The 17,173-nt window shown below is 72.0% G+C and carries 14 protein-coding genes; 1 reads left to right on the top strand and 13 read right to left on the bottom strand.

The features are described from left to right. Window positions 1–12 precede the first annotated feature (12 nt). Window positions 13–1,629 (bottom strand): family 43 glycosylhydrolase, encoded by a 1,617-nt coding sequence (locus HNR76_RS04080; protein WP_183982119.1) that lies wholly within the window; start codon window positions 1,627–1,629, stop codon window positions 13–15. A 322-nt stretch (window positions 1,630–1,951) separates the two neighbouring features. Here HNR76_RS04080 and HNR76_RS04075 point away from each other — a divergent pair, with 322 nt between their 5' ends. Continuing rightward, window positions 1,952–3,799: a beta-L-arabinofuranosidase domain-containing protein gene (locus HNR76_RS04075; protein WP_162310929.1), complete on the top strand. Its 1,848-nt coding sequence runs from the start codon at window positions 1,952–1,954 to the stop codon at window positions 3,797–3,799. Window positions 3,800–3,832: 33 nt separating this feature from the next. Here HNR76_RS04075 and HNR76_RS04070 read toward each other — a convergent pair whose 3' ends face one another. The 12 genes from HNR76_RS04070 to HNR76_RS04015 all read right to left on the bottom strand — a co-directional run bounded on the left by HNR76_RS04070 (window position 3,833) and on the right by HNR76_RS04015 (window position 17,131). Next, window positions 3,833–5,152: a dicarboxylate/amino acid:cation symporter gene (locus HNR76_RS04070; RefSeq protein WP_162310930.1), complete on the bottom strand. Its 1,320-nt coding sequence runs from the start codon at window positions 5,150–5,152 to the stop codon at window positions 3,833–3,835. A gap of 43 nt (window positions 5,153–5,195) precedes the next feature. After that, entirely contained in the window at window positions 5,196–6,893 is a 1,698-nt protein-coding gene (locus tag HNR76_RS04065) for a BatD family protein (protein ID WP_162310931.1), read from the bottom strand. Then, the gene (locus HNR76_RS04060) at window positions 6,890–8,635 is read right to left on the bottom strand and encodes a VWA domain-containing protein (RefSeq protein WP_162310932.1); all 1,746 of its coding nucleotides are present in this window, start codon (window positions 8,633–8,635) and stop codon (window positions 6,890–6,892) included. Before HNR76_RS04060 ends, HNR76_RS04065 begins: the two co-directional genes overlap by 4 nt. After that, the gene (locus HNR76_RS04055) at window positions 8,632–9,657 is read right to left on the bottom strand and encodes a vWA domain-containing protein (RefSeq protein ID WP_246429025.1); all 1,026 of its coding nucleotides are present in this window, start codon (window positions 9,655–9,657) and stop codon (window positions 8,632–8,634) included. The genes HNR76_RS04060 and HNR76_RS04055 overlap by 4 nt, the downstream gene beginning before the upstream one ends. A 5-nt stretch (window positions 9,658–9,662) precedes the next feature. Continuing rightward, window positions 9,663–10,115 carry a DUF4381 family protein gene (locus HNR76_RS04050; RefSeq protein WP_162310934.1) on the bottom strand — a complete coding sequence of 151 codons (453 nt, stop codon included), beginning with the start codon at window positions 10,113–10,115 and terminating at the stop codon, window positions 9,663–9,665. Window positions 10,116–10,126: 11 nt separating this feature from the next. Further along, window positions 10,127–11,065, bottom strand: coding sequence for a DUF58 domain-containing protein (locus HNR76_RS04045; protein ID WP_249065649.1), 939 nt, complete (start codon window positions 11,063–11,065; stop codon window positions 10,127–10,129). Then, window positions 11,062–12,063, bottom strand: a complete 1,002-nt coding sequence (locus HNR76_RS04040; RefSeq protein ID WP_162310935.1) for an AAA family ATPase — start codon at window positions 12,061–12,063, stop codon at window positions 11,062–11,064. Before HNR76_RS04040 ends, HNR76_RS04045 begins: the two co-directional genes overlap by 4 nt. A gap of 77 nt (window positions 12,064–12,140) precedes the next feature. Then, on the bottom strand, window positions 12,141–14,102 hold the full coding sequence (locus HNR76_RS04035) for a type IV pilus secretin PilQ (protein WP_162310936.1): 1,962 nt from the start codon (window positions 14,100–14,102) through the stop codon (window positions 12,141–12,143). Between the two features lie 14 nt (window positions 14,103–14,116). Further along, entirely contained in the window at window positions 14,117–14,617 is a 501-nt protein-coding gene (locus tag HNR76_RS04030; protein WP_162311018.1) for a pilus assembly protein PilP, read from the bottom strand. Between the two features lie 47 nt (window positions 14,618–14,664). Further along, window positions 14,665–15,315 (bottom strand): type IV pilus inner membrane component PilO, encoded by a 651-nt coding sequence (locus HNR76_RS04025; RefSeq protein ID WP_162310937.1) that lies wholly within the window; start codon window positions 15,313–15,315, stop codon window positions 14,665–14,667. Beyond that, window positions 15,312–16,073 carry a PilN domain-containing protein gene (locus tag HNR76_RS04020; protein ID WP_162310938.1) on the bottom strand — a complete coding sequence of 254 codons (762 nt, stop codon included), beginning with the start codon at window positions 16,071–16,073 and terminating at the stop codon, window positions 15,312–15,314. The genes HNR76_RS04025 and HNR76_RS04020 overlap by 4 nt, the downstream gene beginning before the upstream one ends. Continuing rightward, entirely contained in the window at window positions 16,073–17,131 is a 1,059-nt protein-coding gene (locus HNR76_RS04015) for a pilus assembly protein PilM (protein WP_162310939.1), read from the bottom strand. The genes HNR76_RS04020 and HNR76_RS04015 overlap by 1 nt, the downstream gene beginning before the upstream one ends. Window positions 17,132–17,173 lie beyond the last annotated feature (42 nt).

Below are 17,173 nucleotides of genomic sequence, written 5' to 3'. Positions count from 1 at the left end.
GGCAAGGAGCCGTCAAGGCGACGCAAGGGCGCGGTAGGCGAAGTCGGTTATCCGGATCGGCACCGCGCCCGCGCTGTAGAGCCCCACCTTCAGGCTCAGGAAGCCGCCGAACACGTTGTGGTGCAGGCCGGAGACCTCCATGCGCGTGTCATGCCGGGTCCACGTGCGCCCGCCGTCGTGCGAGTAGTGCCAGGTCACCACGTTGCCGTCGTTGGTCAACCGCACCCGCAGCTTCCCGCCGCGATGGCGCGTGCGTGCCCATGCCTGCTCCTCGGCGTACTGGAACGACTTGACCGTATCGGCGGTGAAGCCCAGCCCGACGAAGGCCTTGTGGTTGTAGAACAACAGCAGCCCACCCTCGCCACCGGCCGGCACGTCCAGGCCGGCCTCCGCCTGATAGGCGCGGTCGCCGACCACGCAGGTCAGCGGCGGGCTGTCGGCCGGCGAGCTTCCGGCACCGGCCAGCAGCAGCCCGTCGCCGTCGCGCACCACGCGCGCCCTCTCCCTCGGCCGCGGATCGTGGAAGCACCACTGCACGCCGAAACGGTCAGTCGAGAAGTCGTCCGAGAGCGCGAACCCGGACGGCCCGGCGCGGCCGCCGGACGGCTTGGGCAGCGGCCGCGACAGGTCGCCGCCGGTGGCCCGGAACCAGCCGTCCCCGGTCCACTCGATCGGTTCCAGCAGCGTCTGCCGGCCCAGCGTGCGGTAGCCGTTCTCGTAGCCGTGATAGACCATCCAGCCATCGCCGGCCGGACCTTCCACCAGGGTGGCGTGGCCACGCGACCACCACGGCTCGTCCACCGAACGCGTGCGCACCAGCGGGTTGTGCGGGCAGTGCTCCCAGGGCCCGTGCACCGAGCGCGAGCGCGCGGCGATCACCATGTGCCCGGTCACCGGCCCGGCGGTGCCGCCCACCGCGGTGACCAGGTAGAGCCAGCCGTTGCGCCAGGTCAGCTTCGGCCCTTCCGGGGCGAAGTTCTCGGTGACCCAGTCGTCCGGGTAGCGCCACGGGCTGTAGGCATGTTCGAGCTCGCCGTCGGTGGCCAGGCCGTCGTCGGTCAGGCGCACCTTGCGGATGCCGTTGACGAACAGGTAGCGCCTGCCGTCCTCGCCGACCACGTGGCCCGGGTCGATGCAGCCGTCGATGCCCAGGTCGACCGGATCGCTCCACGGCCCGCGGATGTCGTCGGCCCAGATCGCGAAGATCTTCCAGCCGCGGTCGCCGGGATTGGCCGGGATGTAGACGTAGTAGCGGTCGCCGTGCTTGCACAGGTCCAGCGCCCACACCGTGCCCAGTTCCCGGTGCAGTGCCGGCCCGACCGGTGCCCAGTTGACCAGGTCGGTGGAATGCCAGATGACGATCCCCGGGTAGGACAGGAACGAGGAGAAGGCCATGTAGTAGTCCGCGCCGTCCTTGAGGACGGTCGGATCGGGGCGGTCGCCGGCGACGATGGGGTTGAGGAAGGTGCCGTCGCCCAGGTCGGCCTGGCGCTGGCCCTCGATGCCGCGGCGCCAGGACGGCGCATCGCCACGGCATGCCGGAACGGGCGCAGCCAGCGTGGACAGCGGCGCCATGGCCGCACCGGCCAGCATGGCCTTGAACACATCCCGGCGTGAGGCTGTGGGCATTGCTTGCTCCATGGGTTCTCGCGGCGGCGGACAGGGCTGCCATCTGCATCGCCGCGAACCGCCGCGGCATCCAATGCGCGGACGTCTGCAAGAAGCCGCGCCGCGCCATCGGATTATGCGGCGTGCCCGCCGCTGCAGATATTCCGTTTGGCGATCGCGCCTATGCAGGCGCGTGGATGCATCGCCGCGCCGCACGGGCGTGGGTATGCTGGTGCGCGCGGCACCCGTCGCGTGCGCGCCATGCACCCCGCCAACACGCATGCGCACGCCATGCCGCACGCACTGCATGAGGAATGCCTTGGTTCACGCACCCGCTTCCCGCTTGTCCCGCCGCGACTTCCTTGCCCATGCCTGCACCCTGGCGTGCGCCTGCATGCTGCCGGCCGGCGTGCCGGCGCTGGCCGCACCGGCCGGAGACCGCGGACGTGCGTCCACGCTGCAGCCGCCGGACTACGCGCAGGTGCGCCTGCTCGACGGACGCATGCTCGACCAGTACCGGCACCAGCTCGCGCTGTTCATGGGCATGGACGAGGACCGCCTGCTCAAGCCGTTCCGCGCGCGCGCCGGACTTCCCGCCCCAGGTGCGGACATGGGCGGCTGGTACGACGACTCGGCCGACTTCCACATCGACCCGGACGACTGGAGTACCGCCAACTGGCACGGCTACATCCCCGGGCATTCGTTCGGCCAGTACCTGTCCGGCCTGGCGCGCATGCACGCTGCCACCGGCGACGTGGCGATCGCCCGCAAGGTCGGCGCCCTGGTGCGGCTGTACCTGCCCACCATAGGCAGCCGCTTCTTCGACGACTACAACCTGCCGGCCTACACCTACAGCAAGCTGGTCGGCGGCCTGGTGGACGCCTATCGCTACGCTGGCGTCGCCGAGGCGCCCGCCGCACTGGGCCGTCTCACCGACGCGGTGCTGCCCTACCTGCCGGAGAAGGCCCTCACCCGCGAGGAACGGCGGCAGCGCCCCTACGAGCGCGAGGCGCAGATATGGGACGAGCCCTACATCCTGCCGGAGAACCTGTTCAAGGCGTGGAAGCTGGGCCTGGGCGAGCGCTATCGCGCACTGGCGGTGCGCTTCCTGCAGGACGAGGCGCTGTTCGATCCGCTGGCGCGCGGCATCAGCCCGTTCCAGGGCAAGCACGCCTACAGCCACGTCAACGCCCTCGGCTCGGCGATCGAGGCCTACGAGGCCACCGGCGAGGACAAGTACCTGCAGGCGGCCGTCAACGGCTTCGCGTTCCTGCAGCAGCAGTCGTATGCCACCGGCGGCTGGGGCCCGAACGAGGAACTGCTCGCCCCCGACGACACCCGGGGCCTGGCCGATTCGCTGCAGGCCACCCGCCGCTCCTTCGAGACGCCGTGCGGCGCCTACGCGCATTTCAAGATCACCCGCGCGCTGGCGGCCATCACCGGGGACAGCCGCTATGGCGACAGCATGGAACGGGTGCTGTACAACACCATCCTCGGCGCGCGGCCCACCACGCCCGAGGGCGACACCTTCTACTACTCCGACTACAGCCAGCGGGCGCGCAAGGGTTTCCGCGGCGAGGCCTGGCCGTGCTGCTCGGGCACCTTCGTGCAACTGGTGGCCGACTACGGCATCAGTGCCTGGCTGCTCGGCGACGATGCGGTGCACGTCAACCTCTACGTGCCCTCGCGCCTGGCCTTCTCCCTTCGCGGCGGGGACATCGTGCTGGAGCAGCGCACCGCCTATCCGCTGTCGCACAGCAGCCGCATACGCGTGGCCTCCGGCGGCGGCGCCTTCCCGCTGATGTTGCGCATCCCCGCATGGTCCGGCCGCGGCACCCGGGTACTGGTCAACGGCACCGCCGTGGCCGTCGACCCGCCCGCCGGCCGGTTCCTGCGCGTGGAACGCCCGTGGCGGCAGGGCGACGAAATCGAAGTGCGCTTCGACATGCCGCTGCGGCTGGAACCGCTCGACGCGCACCATCCCGAGTGGGTGGCGGCAATGACCGGGCCGCTGGTGCTCTTCCCCGTGGAGGCCGGCGAAGGCGCGCTGCAGCGCGGCGCCCTGCTCGCCGCCGCCCGTACCGGGCCGGAGGAATGGACCCTGCACGGCACCGACGGCCCGGTGCGGCTCAAGCCCTTCATGTCGATCGGCGAAGAGACCTACCGGCTGTACAGCCGGGTGGACGATTAGCGCCGGCGCCGCGCGGCAAGCCGCGCCGGCGGCTCAGGCGCGGCCATCGCCCTGCCGCGAAGGCAGCGGCTCCGGCCCGGGACCCTCCGGCTCGCCGTGCGCCACCAGCGTGGCCAGGGTCAGGTCGCCGACCACGTTGAGCGTGGTCCGGCACATGTCCAGGAAGTGGTTCACGCCCAGGATCAGGCCGATGCCGATCGGGTCCACGCCCACCATCGCGCAGATCAGCGCCACCACCGGCAGCGAGCCGGACGGCACGCCGGCCGTGCCGATGCCGCCGAGGATGCACACCATCATCACCATGAACTGCTGCGCCAGGCTCAGCTCCACGCCGAAGAACTGGGCCAGGAAGATCACCGTCACGCCCTCGAACAGCGCGGTGCCGTTCTGGTTGGCGGTCGCGCCCACGGTGAGCACGAAGCGCGACACCTTCGGCGGCAGCCCGATGCGGTCGGCCACCTGCAGCGCGGTGGGCAGGGTGGCGTTGCTGGAGGCGGTGGAGAAGGCCATCACCGCCGCCTCCTGGATGCCGCGGAAGAACGCCAGCGGCGAGCGCCCGGCCAGCCGCACCGCCACCGAATAGGTCACGAACATGTGCAGCGCCAGCGCCAGCACCACCACGCCCACGTAGGCGCCCAGCCGCAGCAGCAGGTCGAAGCCGAAGATCGCGGCCAGGTTGAACATGAAGCAGAACACCGCGTACGGCGCCAGCCGGATCACCAGGCCGATCAGGGTCATCGAGATCTCGAACAGGCCCTCGATGCCGCGCTTGAGCGTGGCCACCTTCTCCCCGGGCGTCAGCACCATGCCCACGCCGAACATCACCGCGAAGAACATCAGCGCCAGGATCGAGGCGTTCTCCGACGCGGCCTGGACCACGTTGCTGGGCACGATCGACAACAGCATGTCCATGCCGCGCGGCTGGGTATCCACGCTGGCCACGATCTCGCGGCTGCGCTCCACGTTCTGCGCCAGCAGCTCGCGCGCCAGCGCCGGGTCCACGCCCGCGCCCGGCTCCAGCACGTTGACCAGCACCAGGCCCAGCAGCACCGCCACCCCGGACAGCACCACGGTGTAGGCCAGGGTCTTCCAGCCGATCCGTCCCAGCGCGCGGATGTCGCCCATCTCGGCGATGCCCATCACCAGCGCCGAGAACAGCAGCGGCACGATCAGCATGAAGATCAGATTGAGGAACAGCCGCGACAGCGGCGTGGTCGCATAGTCGGTGATCGCCCTCACCCAGCCCGCGTCGGCGCCCGACACGTGCACCGCCAGGCCCAGCAGCAGGCCCAGGCCGAAGCCCAGCGCCATTTTCCACGGCATCGGCCAGGGGCGGCGTGCGGTTGCGCTCATGCGGGCGTTCCTGGAAAAGGGTCCGGCAGCTTAGCAAACCGGTTCAGCGCTCCCCGCGCTCCCGCGGCCGTGGGCGCTGCGGGTCGAGCGGCGGATACAGGGGCGACAGCGAAGACGGCGACGCCGCTTCGTCCGTGCCGGCCGACGACCAGCGCGGCCCCGTGCGGAAGGCGGCGCGCAAGGCCGCGCGGGCCGCGGAAGGATCGCCCTGCCCGGCCCACAGCGCATGCCGCATCGCTTCCAGCGCCGCGCGCTGGCCCGGATCGTCCAGCCGCCCGATCACCTCGTCCAGGTCCGCCGCAGGGGGCGAGGCCATCCGCCGCAGCAACCGCACCGCCTCGTCGAAGCTGCCGGCGTCCAAGGTGCGCCGCAGGTCCGCCGCGACCGGCCGCGGGCGGGCGTCCGTACCGGCAACGCCGGTTCCAGCGGCCTCGGCGCGCATCCCGTTGCGGCGCCGCAGCCACAGCGCCCAGCCGAGCGTGGCCAGCCACAGCGCCGCCAGCAGCGCCGCCAGGATGCGCCAGGGAGAACCGGATGCCGCCGCGGCGCCGGCGGGCACCGCACCCTCCGCCGCAGGCACTCGCGCCATCGATGGCGTCCCCGGCGATGGCGATGGTGGATCGGCCGCCGTGCCCATGCTTGCCGGCTCGGCCTGCAGATGCAGGTCCGGCAGCCGCGCCTGGCGGGCGCGCCCGGCGGCGACGTCCCACCAGTCCACCTGCGGCCCGGGCACTTCCAGCGCGCCGGGCCGCAGCGGCACCAGCGAGAAACGGCGCGCCACGGTCAGGTGCGGGCGGCCGTCGACGAAGCGCTCGGTGGCCTGCGCGGGCTCGGCGAACACCTGCGCGCCGGCCACCGATGGCGGCGCGATATCCGGGAACTGCGCCTGCGTCGCGCCCTGCGCCTGGGCCTCGACCGTGATCTCCACCGCCTCGCCCATGCGTGCGCGCGATGGCGCACTCCGGTAGCGCAGTTCCAGCGCATGCAGCGGCAACCAAGGCTGCGGTGCGGCGTCGGGTTGGGCGCGCACCTGCAGGACCTGGGCTTCGCCCTGGGCCGAGAGGCTGCGGTCGGTGCCGAAGATGTCGTCGAAGAACCCGGCCGCGCCGCGCCCCCGGAAACGCGCCGGCGGCAGCCGCAGTTCGCCGCTGCGCTCGGGCACCAGCAGGTAGCGCCGCTCGACCACGTGGTACCGGCGGTCGCCGACCTGGCGGCTGCTCTGCACGTCCTCGCCCACCCGCTGCAGCGAGGCGCCGTCGGGCGGGTCCTGCGACAGTTCGCCCGACAGCAGCGGCGTGGCGTAGTACAGCCGCACGCTGACGCCCACGCTCTGCTGCACGTAGGGCGACGGATCGTCCACCTGCGTTTCCACGAACACGTCGCCGCGGGGAGCGCGCGCGGCCGCCTGCGCCACGCGCAGCGACAGCGGCGGCGTGCGCTCGGTGCCCACGCGCAGCGCCGGCACGGCCAGGGTGCCGCTGCGGCGCGGGGTGATCGCGATGCCGAACAGGCTGCGCACGCCGTCCGGGCTGCTGCGGTAGGGCTGGCCGAGCATGAAATCGGCCTGCAGCGGCGTGTAGTCCGGCGCCACGCCAGGCTGGTCGGTCTCGATGTTCAGCGTCGCCGCTTCGTTGTGCATGACGGCGCTGCGGTCCAGCCAGGCGCGGGTGGCGGCCTGCGCCGCCAAGGGCAGCAGCGCGCACAGCAGACACAGCGCAAATGCGAAATGGCGTGGGTTCATCGTCCCTCCCGCTGGCGGCGCTCGTGTTCGAGGCGGAACTTGGCGCGCAGCAGCCCGCCCGGATCGTCCGGCACGCGCCGCAGCCAGGCCTCGTGCGCCTGGCGGCGCTCGCGCTCCTGTGCATCCTCCGCATCCGCCTGCGCCGTTGCCGGCTGCTCCGCGGGATCGCCGCGCTCCAGCGCCTCCTGCATGCGCTGGCGCTGCTCGTGGTCGGCCTGTTCCTGGCGCTGGCGCGCATCGGCGTCCTCGGCCTGCGGCGCGGGACCTTCCCGCTCCTGCGGCGAAGGCGCGCCATCGGGATGGCCGGGCTCCCGCTCCCCTGGGTCTCCCTGCGACGGGGGCGGCTGGGCGGGTGGCGGGCTCCCGCGGCCGTCCGGCGTGCCTTGCCCGTCATCGCCGCCCTGGCCCTGCGTGCCTTCGGGCGGTGGCCGGCCGCCCTGGCCGCTGGGCGGATGCGGCTGCCGCGCGGCATCGACGACGCGGCGGTTGGCGATCGCGTCCTCCATCTCCGGCGCCTGCGCCAGGGCACGGTCGTAGGCGGCGATCGCCTCGTCGTAGCGGCCCTGCCGGGCCAGGGCGTTGCCGAGGTTGTACTCGGCCTCGGCGCCGCGCGCGCCGGCGGTGGCGAAGGCACGTTCGGCAGCGGCGAATTCGCCGTGCCGATACGCATCCACGCCCTGCTCGAGCGCCTGCTGCGCATGCTGGTCGGCACGCCGCCACCAGCCGCCGTCGGCCCGCGCCGGCATCGGCATCGCCAGCAGCAGCGCCAGCGGCAGCGCGGCCAGCACGCCGGCACCGCGCCGGAACGCCAGTGCCGCCAGCAACAGCAAGGGCAACAACAGCCAGTAACCCTGGTCGAGCCAGACGCGCTCGCCCGCATCGCCTTCGCGCGCCTGCGCGGCACCGGGTTCGAGCACGCCCAGGGTGCGCAGGTCGGCGTCGTCCACGGTCAGGGCGGCATAGCGGCCGCGGCCGGCGCTGGCCAGGGCGCTCAGCGAGGCGGCCTCCAGGCGCGACTCGCGCATGGCGCCGCCACGGTCGCGATACAGGGCGCCGGCCGCGGTGCCCAGCCCGAGTACGGATACGGTATGGCCCCGCGCCGCCAGTGCGGCGGCGATGTCGACCGAGGCGGCATCGGCCTGCGCGGTCATCAGCACGATGGTGCCGCGCTCGAATCCGGCCTGGCGCAACAGCGAGGCGGCGTGGGTGAGGGCGCGTTCCGGCCGCCGGCCGTCCACCGGCATCACCTCCGGTGCGAGCGCGTCCAGGAACAGCGCCAGGTTGGCCGCATCGGTGGTCAGCGGCGCGACGGTGTAGGCGTCCTCGGCCCAGGCGACCAGGCCGACCTCGCCGCCGCGGCGTTCGCGCAGCAACTGGGCGAGCTTGGCCCGCGCCTGCGCCAGGCGCGAGGGCGGCAGGTCGGGCGTGGTCATCGACGCGGACAGGTCCAGCGCCACCACCAGCGGCGCATGCGACTGCCAGCGCGGCTGCGCCTCCTGGCGCCAGCCCGGACCGGACAACGCCAGCACGCCCAGCGCGAACGCCAGCCAGACGCCGGCCAGGCGCAGCCCGGCGCGGCCGCCGCCGGGCTCGATCAGGTAGGGCAGCAGGTGCGCATCGACCGCGTCGCGCCAGCCACTGGCGCGGCCACGGCGCCATGCCAGCCACAGCAGCGGCAGGGCCAGCAGCGCCCACAGCCATGCCGGACGCTGGAAGTGCGGCAGCAGCCAGATGCCGATCATGCGCCGCGCCTGCCCAGCGGCCAGGCCGCCAGCGCCAGCACCAGCGCAGCCGCCAGGGGCCAGGCGTATCTCTCGACCCGCGGCCGCACCGGCTCGGCGGCCACCGACACCGGTTCCAGCCGGTCCAGCTCGGCATAGATGCCGGCCAGCTCCTCGGTGTCGCGGGCATGGAAGAAGCGGCCGCCGGTCGTCTGCGCCACCTGGCGCAGGGTGTCCTCGTCCACGTCCTCCCCGCTCTGTGCCAGCGGCACCTGGATGCCGAACAGGGTCGGGTTCGCCGCGCCGCCGCCGAAGGCGATGGCATGCACGCGCACGCCCTCGGCCCGGGCCAGCTCGGCGGCCTTGACCGGGTCCAGCACGCCTGCGGTGTTGACCCCATCGGTCAGCAGCACCAGCACGCGCTGTCCCTCGGGCTGCTCGCGCAGGCGCTTGACCGCCAGGCCGATGGCATCGCCCAGCGCGGTCTCGCGGCCGGCCAGGCCGGCCACGCTGTCGCGTAACTGGCTGCGCACGGAGGCGCGGTCCAGCGTCAGCGGGGTGAGCATGTAGGCGCGCTGGCCGAACACCAGCAGGCCCACGCGGTCGCCGGCACGGCGCTCCAGGAAGTCGGCGATCACCGCCTTGGCCGCGGTGAGGCGGTCCACCACCTGGGTGCCCAGGCGCATGTCGGTCTCGTTCATGCTGCCGGACAGGTCCACCGCCAGCAGCATCTGCCGGACCTGCAGCGGTGGCGCATGCGCCTGTCCCCATTGCTGCGGCCGGGCCGCCGCCGCGCACAGCAGCAGCCAGGCCAGTGCCGGCAGCCACCAGGCAGCGTGCGGCCGCGCGCGCAGCGCGGCGCCACCCACCGCATCCAGGCGCTCCATCCACGGCACTCGCAATGCCGCCGCGCTGCCGCGGCGCGGCGGCAACAGCCAGCGCGCCAGCAGCGGCAGCGGCACCAGCGCCCAGGCCCATGGCCAGGCGAAACCGGCGAAACCGGCGAGCCCCTGCTGCCAGGCGGACAGCCAGCCGGTGAACATGGCCATCAGCGCCGCGCCTCCATCAATTCCAGGAACCGCGCGCGCGCCAGCTCGCCCGCCGCCTCCACCGCCGCCGGTTCCAGGCGGGGCCGGAATCCTCCCTCCAGCAGCAGCCGGCCGGCACCGGCGCTGAAGGCGGCGCCCTCGTCGCCGTCGAGGAAGCGCAGCCAGTCCTCGCCCTGCAGCAGCTCCGCGCCGGGCCGACGGCGGCGCGCGGCCCGGCGCAGCAGCGCGGACATGGCCGCGATCCGTTGCGGTGGACTGCCCGCCGCGCACTGCGCGTCGAACCAGCGCCGCCACCGGCGGCGGCGCGCGCGGCGCCACAGCCGGATGCAGGCCACCACCAGCAATGCCAGCAGCACCGCGCCGCCCAGCCACCACCATCCCGGCGCCGGCGGCCACCAGGAAGGCGGCGGCGGCAGGTGCACATCGCGCAGCGGAAGCCGTGCCGGGTCCACGCGCGCCTTCCTCAGCCCCGCTCAGCCATCGGCGCGCCATCGCCATCCCAGGCCCACGGCCCATGCTGCACCGGCGCGTCGCTGGACAGCACGCGCACCCGCCAGCCCAGGCCCGGCAGCGGCTGCGCCAGCATGCGCAACGGGCCGGCGAAGGCGGCTTCCCAGCGTTCGCGCACGTCGCCTCGGTCCAGCGCCAGTTGCACCCGGCGCTTGCCCACGGCGAAGGCCAGCATGCGGCGCGGCGGCATCGCTTCCAGGGGATCCTGAAGGAGGACGAGGGTGGCTTCCCGGTGCCGCGCCAGAGCCCGCCAGCGCTGCGCCGGCACTTGCGAGGCGGCCTGCGGATCGGCCAGCACCACCAGCCGCGTGCCCGGGCGCAGCAGGCGCTGCGCCTGCTCCAGGGCCATCCCGAGGCCGGCATCGTCGGGGGGCGGATGCGCGTACCAGCGCACCAGCGCATCGAGCACGCGCATCGCGCCGCGCGCGCCACTGGCCGGCGGGATCGCCGGCTCGCCGCCGCGCAGCGCCGCCACCCGGTCGCCCGCCATGACCGCCGACCATGCCGCCACCGCACCCGCGCGCGCGGCCTGCACCGACTTGAACCGCGCCCGCGTGCCGAAATACAGCGCCGGTGCGGTATCGGCGACCAGCAGGGTCAGGCGCTCGCGCTCGGCCTGGAACAGCTTGGTGTGCGCGCGGCCGCTGCGCGCGGTGAGCCGCCAGTCCATGTGGCGTACGTCGTCGCCGGCCACGTACTCGCGCGACTCGGCGTATTCCATGCCGCGGCCGTGCAGGTTCGAGGGCGCCGGGCCATGCAGGCCGTGGCGTCCATGGCGCGGCGCCGGCGCACCGCGCGCCTGGCCGCGCAGGGCGACCAGCTCGGCAAGGGTGGGGACCACGCCCCCGGCGCGCGCACCCTCCTTTCCCGGTACGCCGCCGTTGCCGCTCACGGCGGCGGCACCCGTTCCAGCAGCGCTTCCACCAAGCGGTCCCCGTCCCAGCCTTCGGCCTGGGCCTCGTAGCTGGGAAGCACCCGGTGCCGCAACACGTCCGGCGCCATCGCGCGCACGTCCTCGGGGGTGGCGTAGTCGCGCCCGGCCAGCCAGGCGCGCGCGCGCGCGCAGCGCTCCAGCGCGATCGACCCGCGCGGGCTTGCGCCCCAGGCGATCCGGCGTCCCAGCGCAGCGTCGTAGCGCGAGGCGTCGCGCGAGGCCAGGACCAGTTCGATCAGGTACCGCTCCAGCGCCGGGGCCACGTGCAGCGCCAGCACTTCCTCGCGCGCGGCGAACACCTGCGCCTGCGACATGCGCTCGGCCGCCTCCGGCGCCTGCGACGGCCGCCTCGCCCGCTCGCGCGCCAGGCGCAGGATCTCGGTCTCCATCTCCGCGTCCGGATAGCCGATGCGCACATGCATCAGGAAACGGTCCAGTTGCGCCTCGGGCAACGGGTAGGTGCCTTCCTGCTCGATCGGGTTCTGCGTGGCCATCACCAGGAACAGCGGCGGCAGCGGATAGGTATGGCGGCCCACCGTGACCTGGCGCTCGCCCATGGCCTCCAGCAGCGCCGACTGCACCTTGGCCGGCGCGCGGTTGATCTCGTCGGCCAGCAGCAACGGGTGGAACACCGGCCCGGGCTGGAACTCGAAGCGCCCATCCTGCGGGCGCCAGACCTCGGTGCCGGTAAGGTCGGCCGGCAGCAGGTCCGGGGTGAACTGGACCCGGGCGAAATCCGCCTCCAGGTGCGCGGCCAGGGTGCGGATGGCGGTGGTCTTGGCCAACCCGGGCGCGCCCTCCACCAGCAGGTGGCCGTCGGCCAGCAGGGCGATCAGCAGCCGCTCGACCAGGGCCGCCTGGCCGACGATGGCGGCCGAGAGGCTGTCGCGCAGGCGAAGGAAGGCGGCGTGCAGGTCGGCGGCGGTCGGAGTGTCCATGCGCCGATTCTGACCCATCCGGCGCGCGCCGGGTTCCCCGCGCAAAAGCAGACGGGGCCCGCAGGCCCCGTCGCAGGGTTCCGCCACCTCCGGACTCAGGTGCGCTTCTCGACCCGCATCACCTTCGGGGTCAGGAAGATCAGCAGCTCGGCCTTCTGCTTGTTGCGGCCCTTCTTCTTGAACAGCGCGCCGAGGAACGGCACGTCGCCCAGGAACGGCACCTTGGACACACTGTTGCTGTCGGTGAACTCGTACACGCCACCGATCACCACGGTCTGGCCGTCGTCGACCAGCACGGCGGTGTTGACCTCGCGCTTGGCGATCTCCGGCACCTGGCCGATGCTGGTGTCCAGGTAGCGCAGCACCTCGTCCTTCTTCACGTTGACGTCCAGGAACACCCGGTTGTCGTCGGTGATGGTTGGCACGACCTTCAGCTCCAGCAGCACGTCCTTGAACTGGACGTTGGGCGTGGCCACCGCGCCGACGCCGCCGGTCATGGTCACGTAGCCGACCTCGCGGCCCTGGCGGATGACCGCCTCGCGCTGGTTGGAGGTGACCACCCGCGGGTTGGAGATGACTTCGCCGCGCTGCTCTTCCTGCATGGCGGTCAGCTCGATGTCCAGCAGGTAGCCGGCGTTGAGGATCGACAGCGCCAGGCCGGCCGGGTTACTGGTGGCGGCCACGGGCAGGTTGACGTTCAGGCCACGGGTGATGGACGACGCGGCCAGCACCGGCAGCGGCGGGACCGGAGTACCGGCCTCCAGCGCCGCGGCCCGCTCGATCGCCCAGTTCCGCATCGCGTTGGCGTTGGCCGTGTTGGTCGCCACTTCGGTGTTGCGGGTAGCCTCGTTGCTACCAAGGTTGCCGCTGAAATAGGCGTTGTCGCGGCTGCCGCTGACGCCGAAGCGTGCGCCCAGCTCGCGGGCGAAGCTGTCGGTGGCGATCACGATGCGGCCCTCGATCAGCACCTGGTCCACCGGGCGGTCGATCACCCCGATCAGTTCGCGCATCTGCGCGACCTTCTTCGGGATGTCGCTGATCATCAGGGTGTTGGTGCGCTCGTCGGCGACGATGCGACCGCGCGGCGAGAGGAAACCGTTCTCGTTCTGGTTGCCGGCGCCCTGGCCGCCGCTGCCGCCGATCCCCTTGGCCTCGGTCAGCGCCTTGAAGATCGACGCGGCCGAATGGTAGTTGACCTGGATGTAGTCGGTGATCAGGTCGACCCGGTTCTCCAGGTCGATGCGCGCATCTTCCTTGGCCTTCTCGAAGGCGGCCAGTTCGGGCTGCGGGGCGACCCACACCACGTTGCCGTCGCGCCGCTTGTCCAGGCCCTTGGCACGCAGGACGATGTCCAGCGCCTGGTCCCACGGCACGTTGACCAGGCGCAGGGTCACGTTGCCCTGCACCGTGTCGGAGGCGACGATGTTGAGGTTGGATTCCTCGGCGATCAATTGCAGGACGGTGCGCACCGGCACGTCCTGGAAGTTGAAGGTCACCGGCCGGCCGGAATACGGCTTGGCGGCCAGCTTGGCCTGGGCATTGGCCAGCCCGCTGCCGCTCACCGCGCCAACCGCCGCCTCGGCGATGCGCGGCGCGATCTCGACCACGTACTCGTTGCCGGACTGGTAGGCCAGCGACTCGACCTCGCCGCGGGTGCTCAGCACCAACTGGGTGCCGCCGCCGTAGGGCTTGGCGTCGATGCGCTGCACCGGGGTGGCGAAGTCGGTCACGTCCAGCGGACGCTGCAACTCGGCCGGCAGGCTGGCGTTGGCCACGTCGACCACCACGCTGCCGCTCTGGCTGCGCAGGTCCGGGGCCACGCCCTCGCCGTCGAAGCGCAGGATCAGCCGGCCCGCGCCGGCGTCGCCGCGCTTGAAGTCGATGCGCGACACGCTGGCCTTGGCCGGCACGGTGGCCGTTGCCGCCGGCGCGCCCTGCGTGGCCGCGACGGCGTTGGCGGTGAATGCGGTCAGGGCGAACGCGAGCCCCAGGCCGCAGGCCCGGAAGATCGCCGGACGCCTCGGCGTACGCAGGCTCTGGGCATTGGAAAAGGTCATCGTGTATCCCCTAATCATTGATCTTCGAGCGCGATGGCAGCCGGACGTTCCAGCCACCCACCTGCGCCATCCGGCACCAGCTCAACCAATTCGATCCTGTCCTCGTGCACCGAGGTCACCCGGCCGTCGCTCTGCCCCAGGTACGCGCCGGGACGGATGCGATGGGTCACCCGGTCGGGCGCCATCACCAGCGCGATCAGCCCGCCGCCCGAACCGATCGTGCCGACCATGTCCAGGCTGTCCAGCGGATACTGCTCGAGCGGTTCCTTGCGCCGGTTCGGGTCCGGACGCAGGCCCGCCCCGCCGTTGGGATTGCTCCAGGCGTCGCTGAACGGGTCGCGGATGTCCTGGGCGGCATATTCGAAGGTCTCGAACTGCTGCATCACCGGCAGCGGCTCCAGCGGCGGAGCCGGGCGCGCGCGCACGTCGGCCGCCCACTTCTCCAGGTTGGGGGCGTCGCCGGGCGTGCTGGTCACGCCGCGCCCGCAGGCGCCCAGCGCCAGCACCAGCAGCATGGCCCCCAGCCAGCGCAGGGCGGTCGCGCGATGGTCACGAACCAGGCTCATGGATTGCCACCCCCCTGATTGGCCGCGTCTTCCATCTCGGTCTCGTCCATGTAGCGGTAGGTCTTGACCGTGCCGGACAGCTCGAGCGTGCCGGTGCGGGTGATCCCCTGGCCGCGCTTGGGCTGAAGCTGGATGTCGTGCATGGTCAGGATGACCACGCGCGGCAGCGAGGCCACGCCGCTGACGAAGGCGCCGAACTGGTGGTAGTTGCCCACCATGCGCAGCGCAATCGGCTTCTCGGCGTAGAACTCCTTGGGCGTCTCAGGACCGGGCTGGAACAGTTCGTTGGACAGGCCGCTGGACAGCGCGGTCTGCGAGATGTCGATGATCAGGTCGGGCATCTCGGTGCGGCTGGGCAACTGGCGCAGCATCTGCTGCAGCACCTGTTCCATCTGCGCCAACTGCTGGCGCAGCGGCTCCAGGTTGGCCGCCTTGCCCTGCTCGACCTCGAAGGTGGTGCGCAGGTCCGCTTCCTTGCGCTCCAGCGTCGCCAGTTCCTCGGTCTTGCCGCGGACGACCAGCAGGTAGGCCATCAGCAGGATGAACACCGCGACCAGGATGCAGAACACGACCTTGGCCTGCTGCGGCCAGCCGCCGATGTTGTTGAAATCCAGGTCGCTGATCTTGAACTTCTTCTTCTGGTTCATGACGCCGGGCTCCCCTGGGTCGTGGCCGGCTCGGACGCGGGCGCCTGCTCCTGCGGCGCGGCGCCGGCATCGGCGGGCGCGGCTTCGGCGGCCGGCGCCTGCTCCGCGGCCGGCGCGGCCGCAGCCTCTTCCGCAGCGGCCAGGGCCGCCGCCTGGGCGGCCGGGTCGGTGACCGGGTCGCCGTTCTCGTCGGTGGTCGGGTTGGCCAGCCGCACCTTCAGCGTGAAGTCGTACGGCAGGGTGCGTCCGCCGAGCACCGCCGTCTTGTCGTCCTTGCGCGCCTCGATGATGGACAGGTCGGGCTTGGTCATCCAGCCCGAGCCTTCCAGGTTGCGCATGTAGCTGCTGACCCGGGCGTTGGACTGGGCGCTGCCTTGCAGGGTGAGGATGTCGCCTTCCTGCTTGAGCGCGGTCAGGACCACGCCGTCGGGGATGGTGCGCACCAGCGAATCGAACAGGTGGACCATCTGCGAGCGGTTGGCCTGCAGTTCCTCGATCACCTTCTTGCGCGCCAGCAGCCGGTCCTTCTTGGCGTCCAGCTCCTTGATCTCCTCGTTCTGCTTCTTGACCTGCGCGATCTGGTCGTCGAGGAAGCGGTTGCGCTGGTGCTGGCCGCTGATCTGGCGGTCGTAGTGGAACCAGACCAGGAAGGCGAGCAGCAGGCCACCGAGCGCGGCCAGCCCCAGCATGCTCTGGAACTCGCGCTGGCGCTGCTTGCGGCGCTCCGCGCGCCAGGGCAGTAGGTTGATCCGGGCCATCAGTCGAAGCTCCTCAGGGCCAGGCCGGTGGCGATCATCAGCGCCGGCGCATCCTGGGCCAGCGCATGCGCCTGCACCCGCGGACCGAGGGTCATCTGCGCCAGCGGGTTGGCCACCTGGGTGGGCACGCCCAACTGCTCCTCGACCATCTCCGGCAGGCCGGCGATGGCCGCACAGCCGCCGGCCAGGACGATCTGGTCGACCCGGTTGAACTCGCTGCCGGCATAGAAGAACTGCAGCAGGCGGCTGATTTGCTGGACCGTGGCCTCCTTGAACGGCTCCAGCACCTCGACCTCGTAGGTCTCGGGCAGGCCGCCCTGGCGCTTGGCCTGGCCGGCTTCCTCGTAGGTCAGGCCGTAGCGGCGCATGACCTCGTCGGTGAGCTGCTTGCCGCCGAACACCTGCTCGCGGCTGTAGAGGCTGCGGCCGCCGCGCAGGACGTTGAGGGTGGTCATGGTCGCGCCGATGTCGACCAGGGCGACGACGCCCTCGCGGCCCACCGGCAGATCGTCGGCGATCAGGGCGAAGGCGTTCTCCACCGCGAAGGCCTCCACGTCCATCACCTTGGCGACCAGGCCGCCCAGCTCCAGCGCCGACTGGCGCAGTTCCACGTTCTCCGAACGCGAGGCCGCCAGCAGCACCTGGGCCATTTCGGGGTTGTTGGGCATCGGCCCCAGCACCTCGAAGTCGAGGTTCACTTCCTCGATCGGATACGGGATGTAGTTGACCGCCTCGAGCTCGACCTGGGCTTCCATGTCGTTCTCGTCCAGGTCGGCGGGCATCGGGATGATCTTGGTGATCACCGCCGAGCCGGCCACCGCGGCGGCCGCATTCTTGGACTTGGTGCCGGAACGGGTCGCGGCGCGGCGAATGGCCTCGCCGACCGCCTCGACCTCGACGATGTTCTTCTCGACCACCGCATTGGGCGGCAACGGCTCGACCGCATAGTGTTCCACGCGATAGCGGTTGCCGCTGCGCGAGAGCTGAAGCAGCTTGACCGCAGTCGAACTGATGTCGACGCCGATGAGCGGCGACTGGCTTTTCGGGATGAGCCCCACGGTTTCTCCCCTGCCGACGGGCACTTGGACGCACTACCTGTG

Source organism: Pseudoxanthomonas broegbernensis (assembly GCF_014202435.1).
Classification (GTDB): Bacteria; Pseudomonadota; Gammaproteobacteria; order Xanthomonadales; family Xanthomonadaceae; genus Pseudoxanthomonas; species Pseudoxanthomonas broegbernensis.
This window is presented reverse-complemented; position numbering and strand designations above follow the sequence as displayed.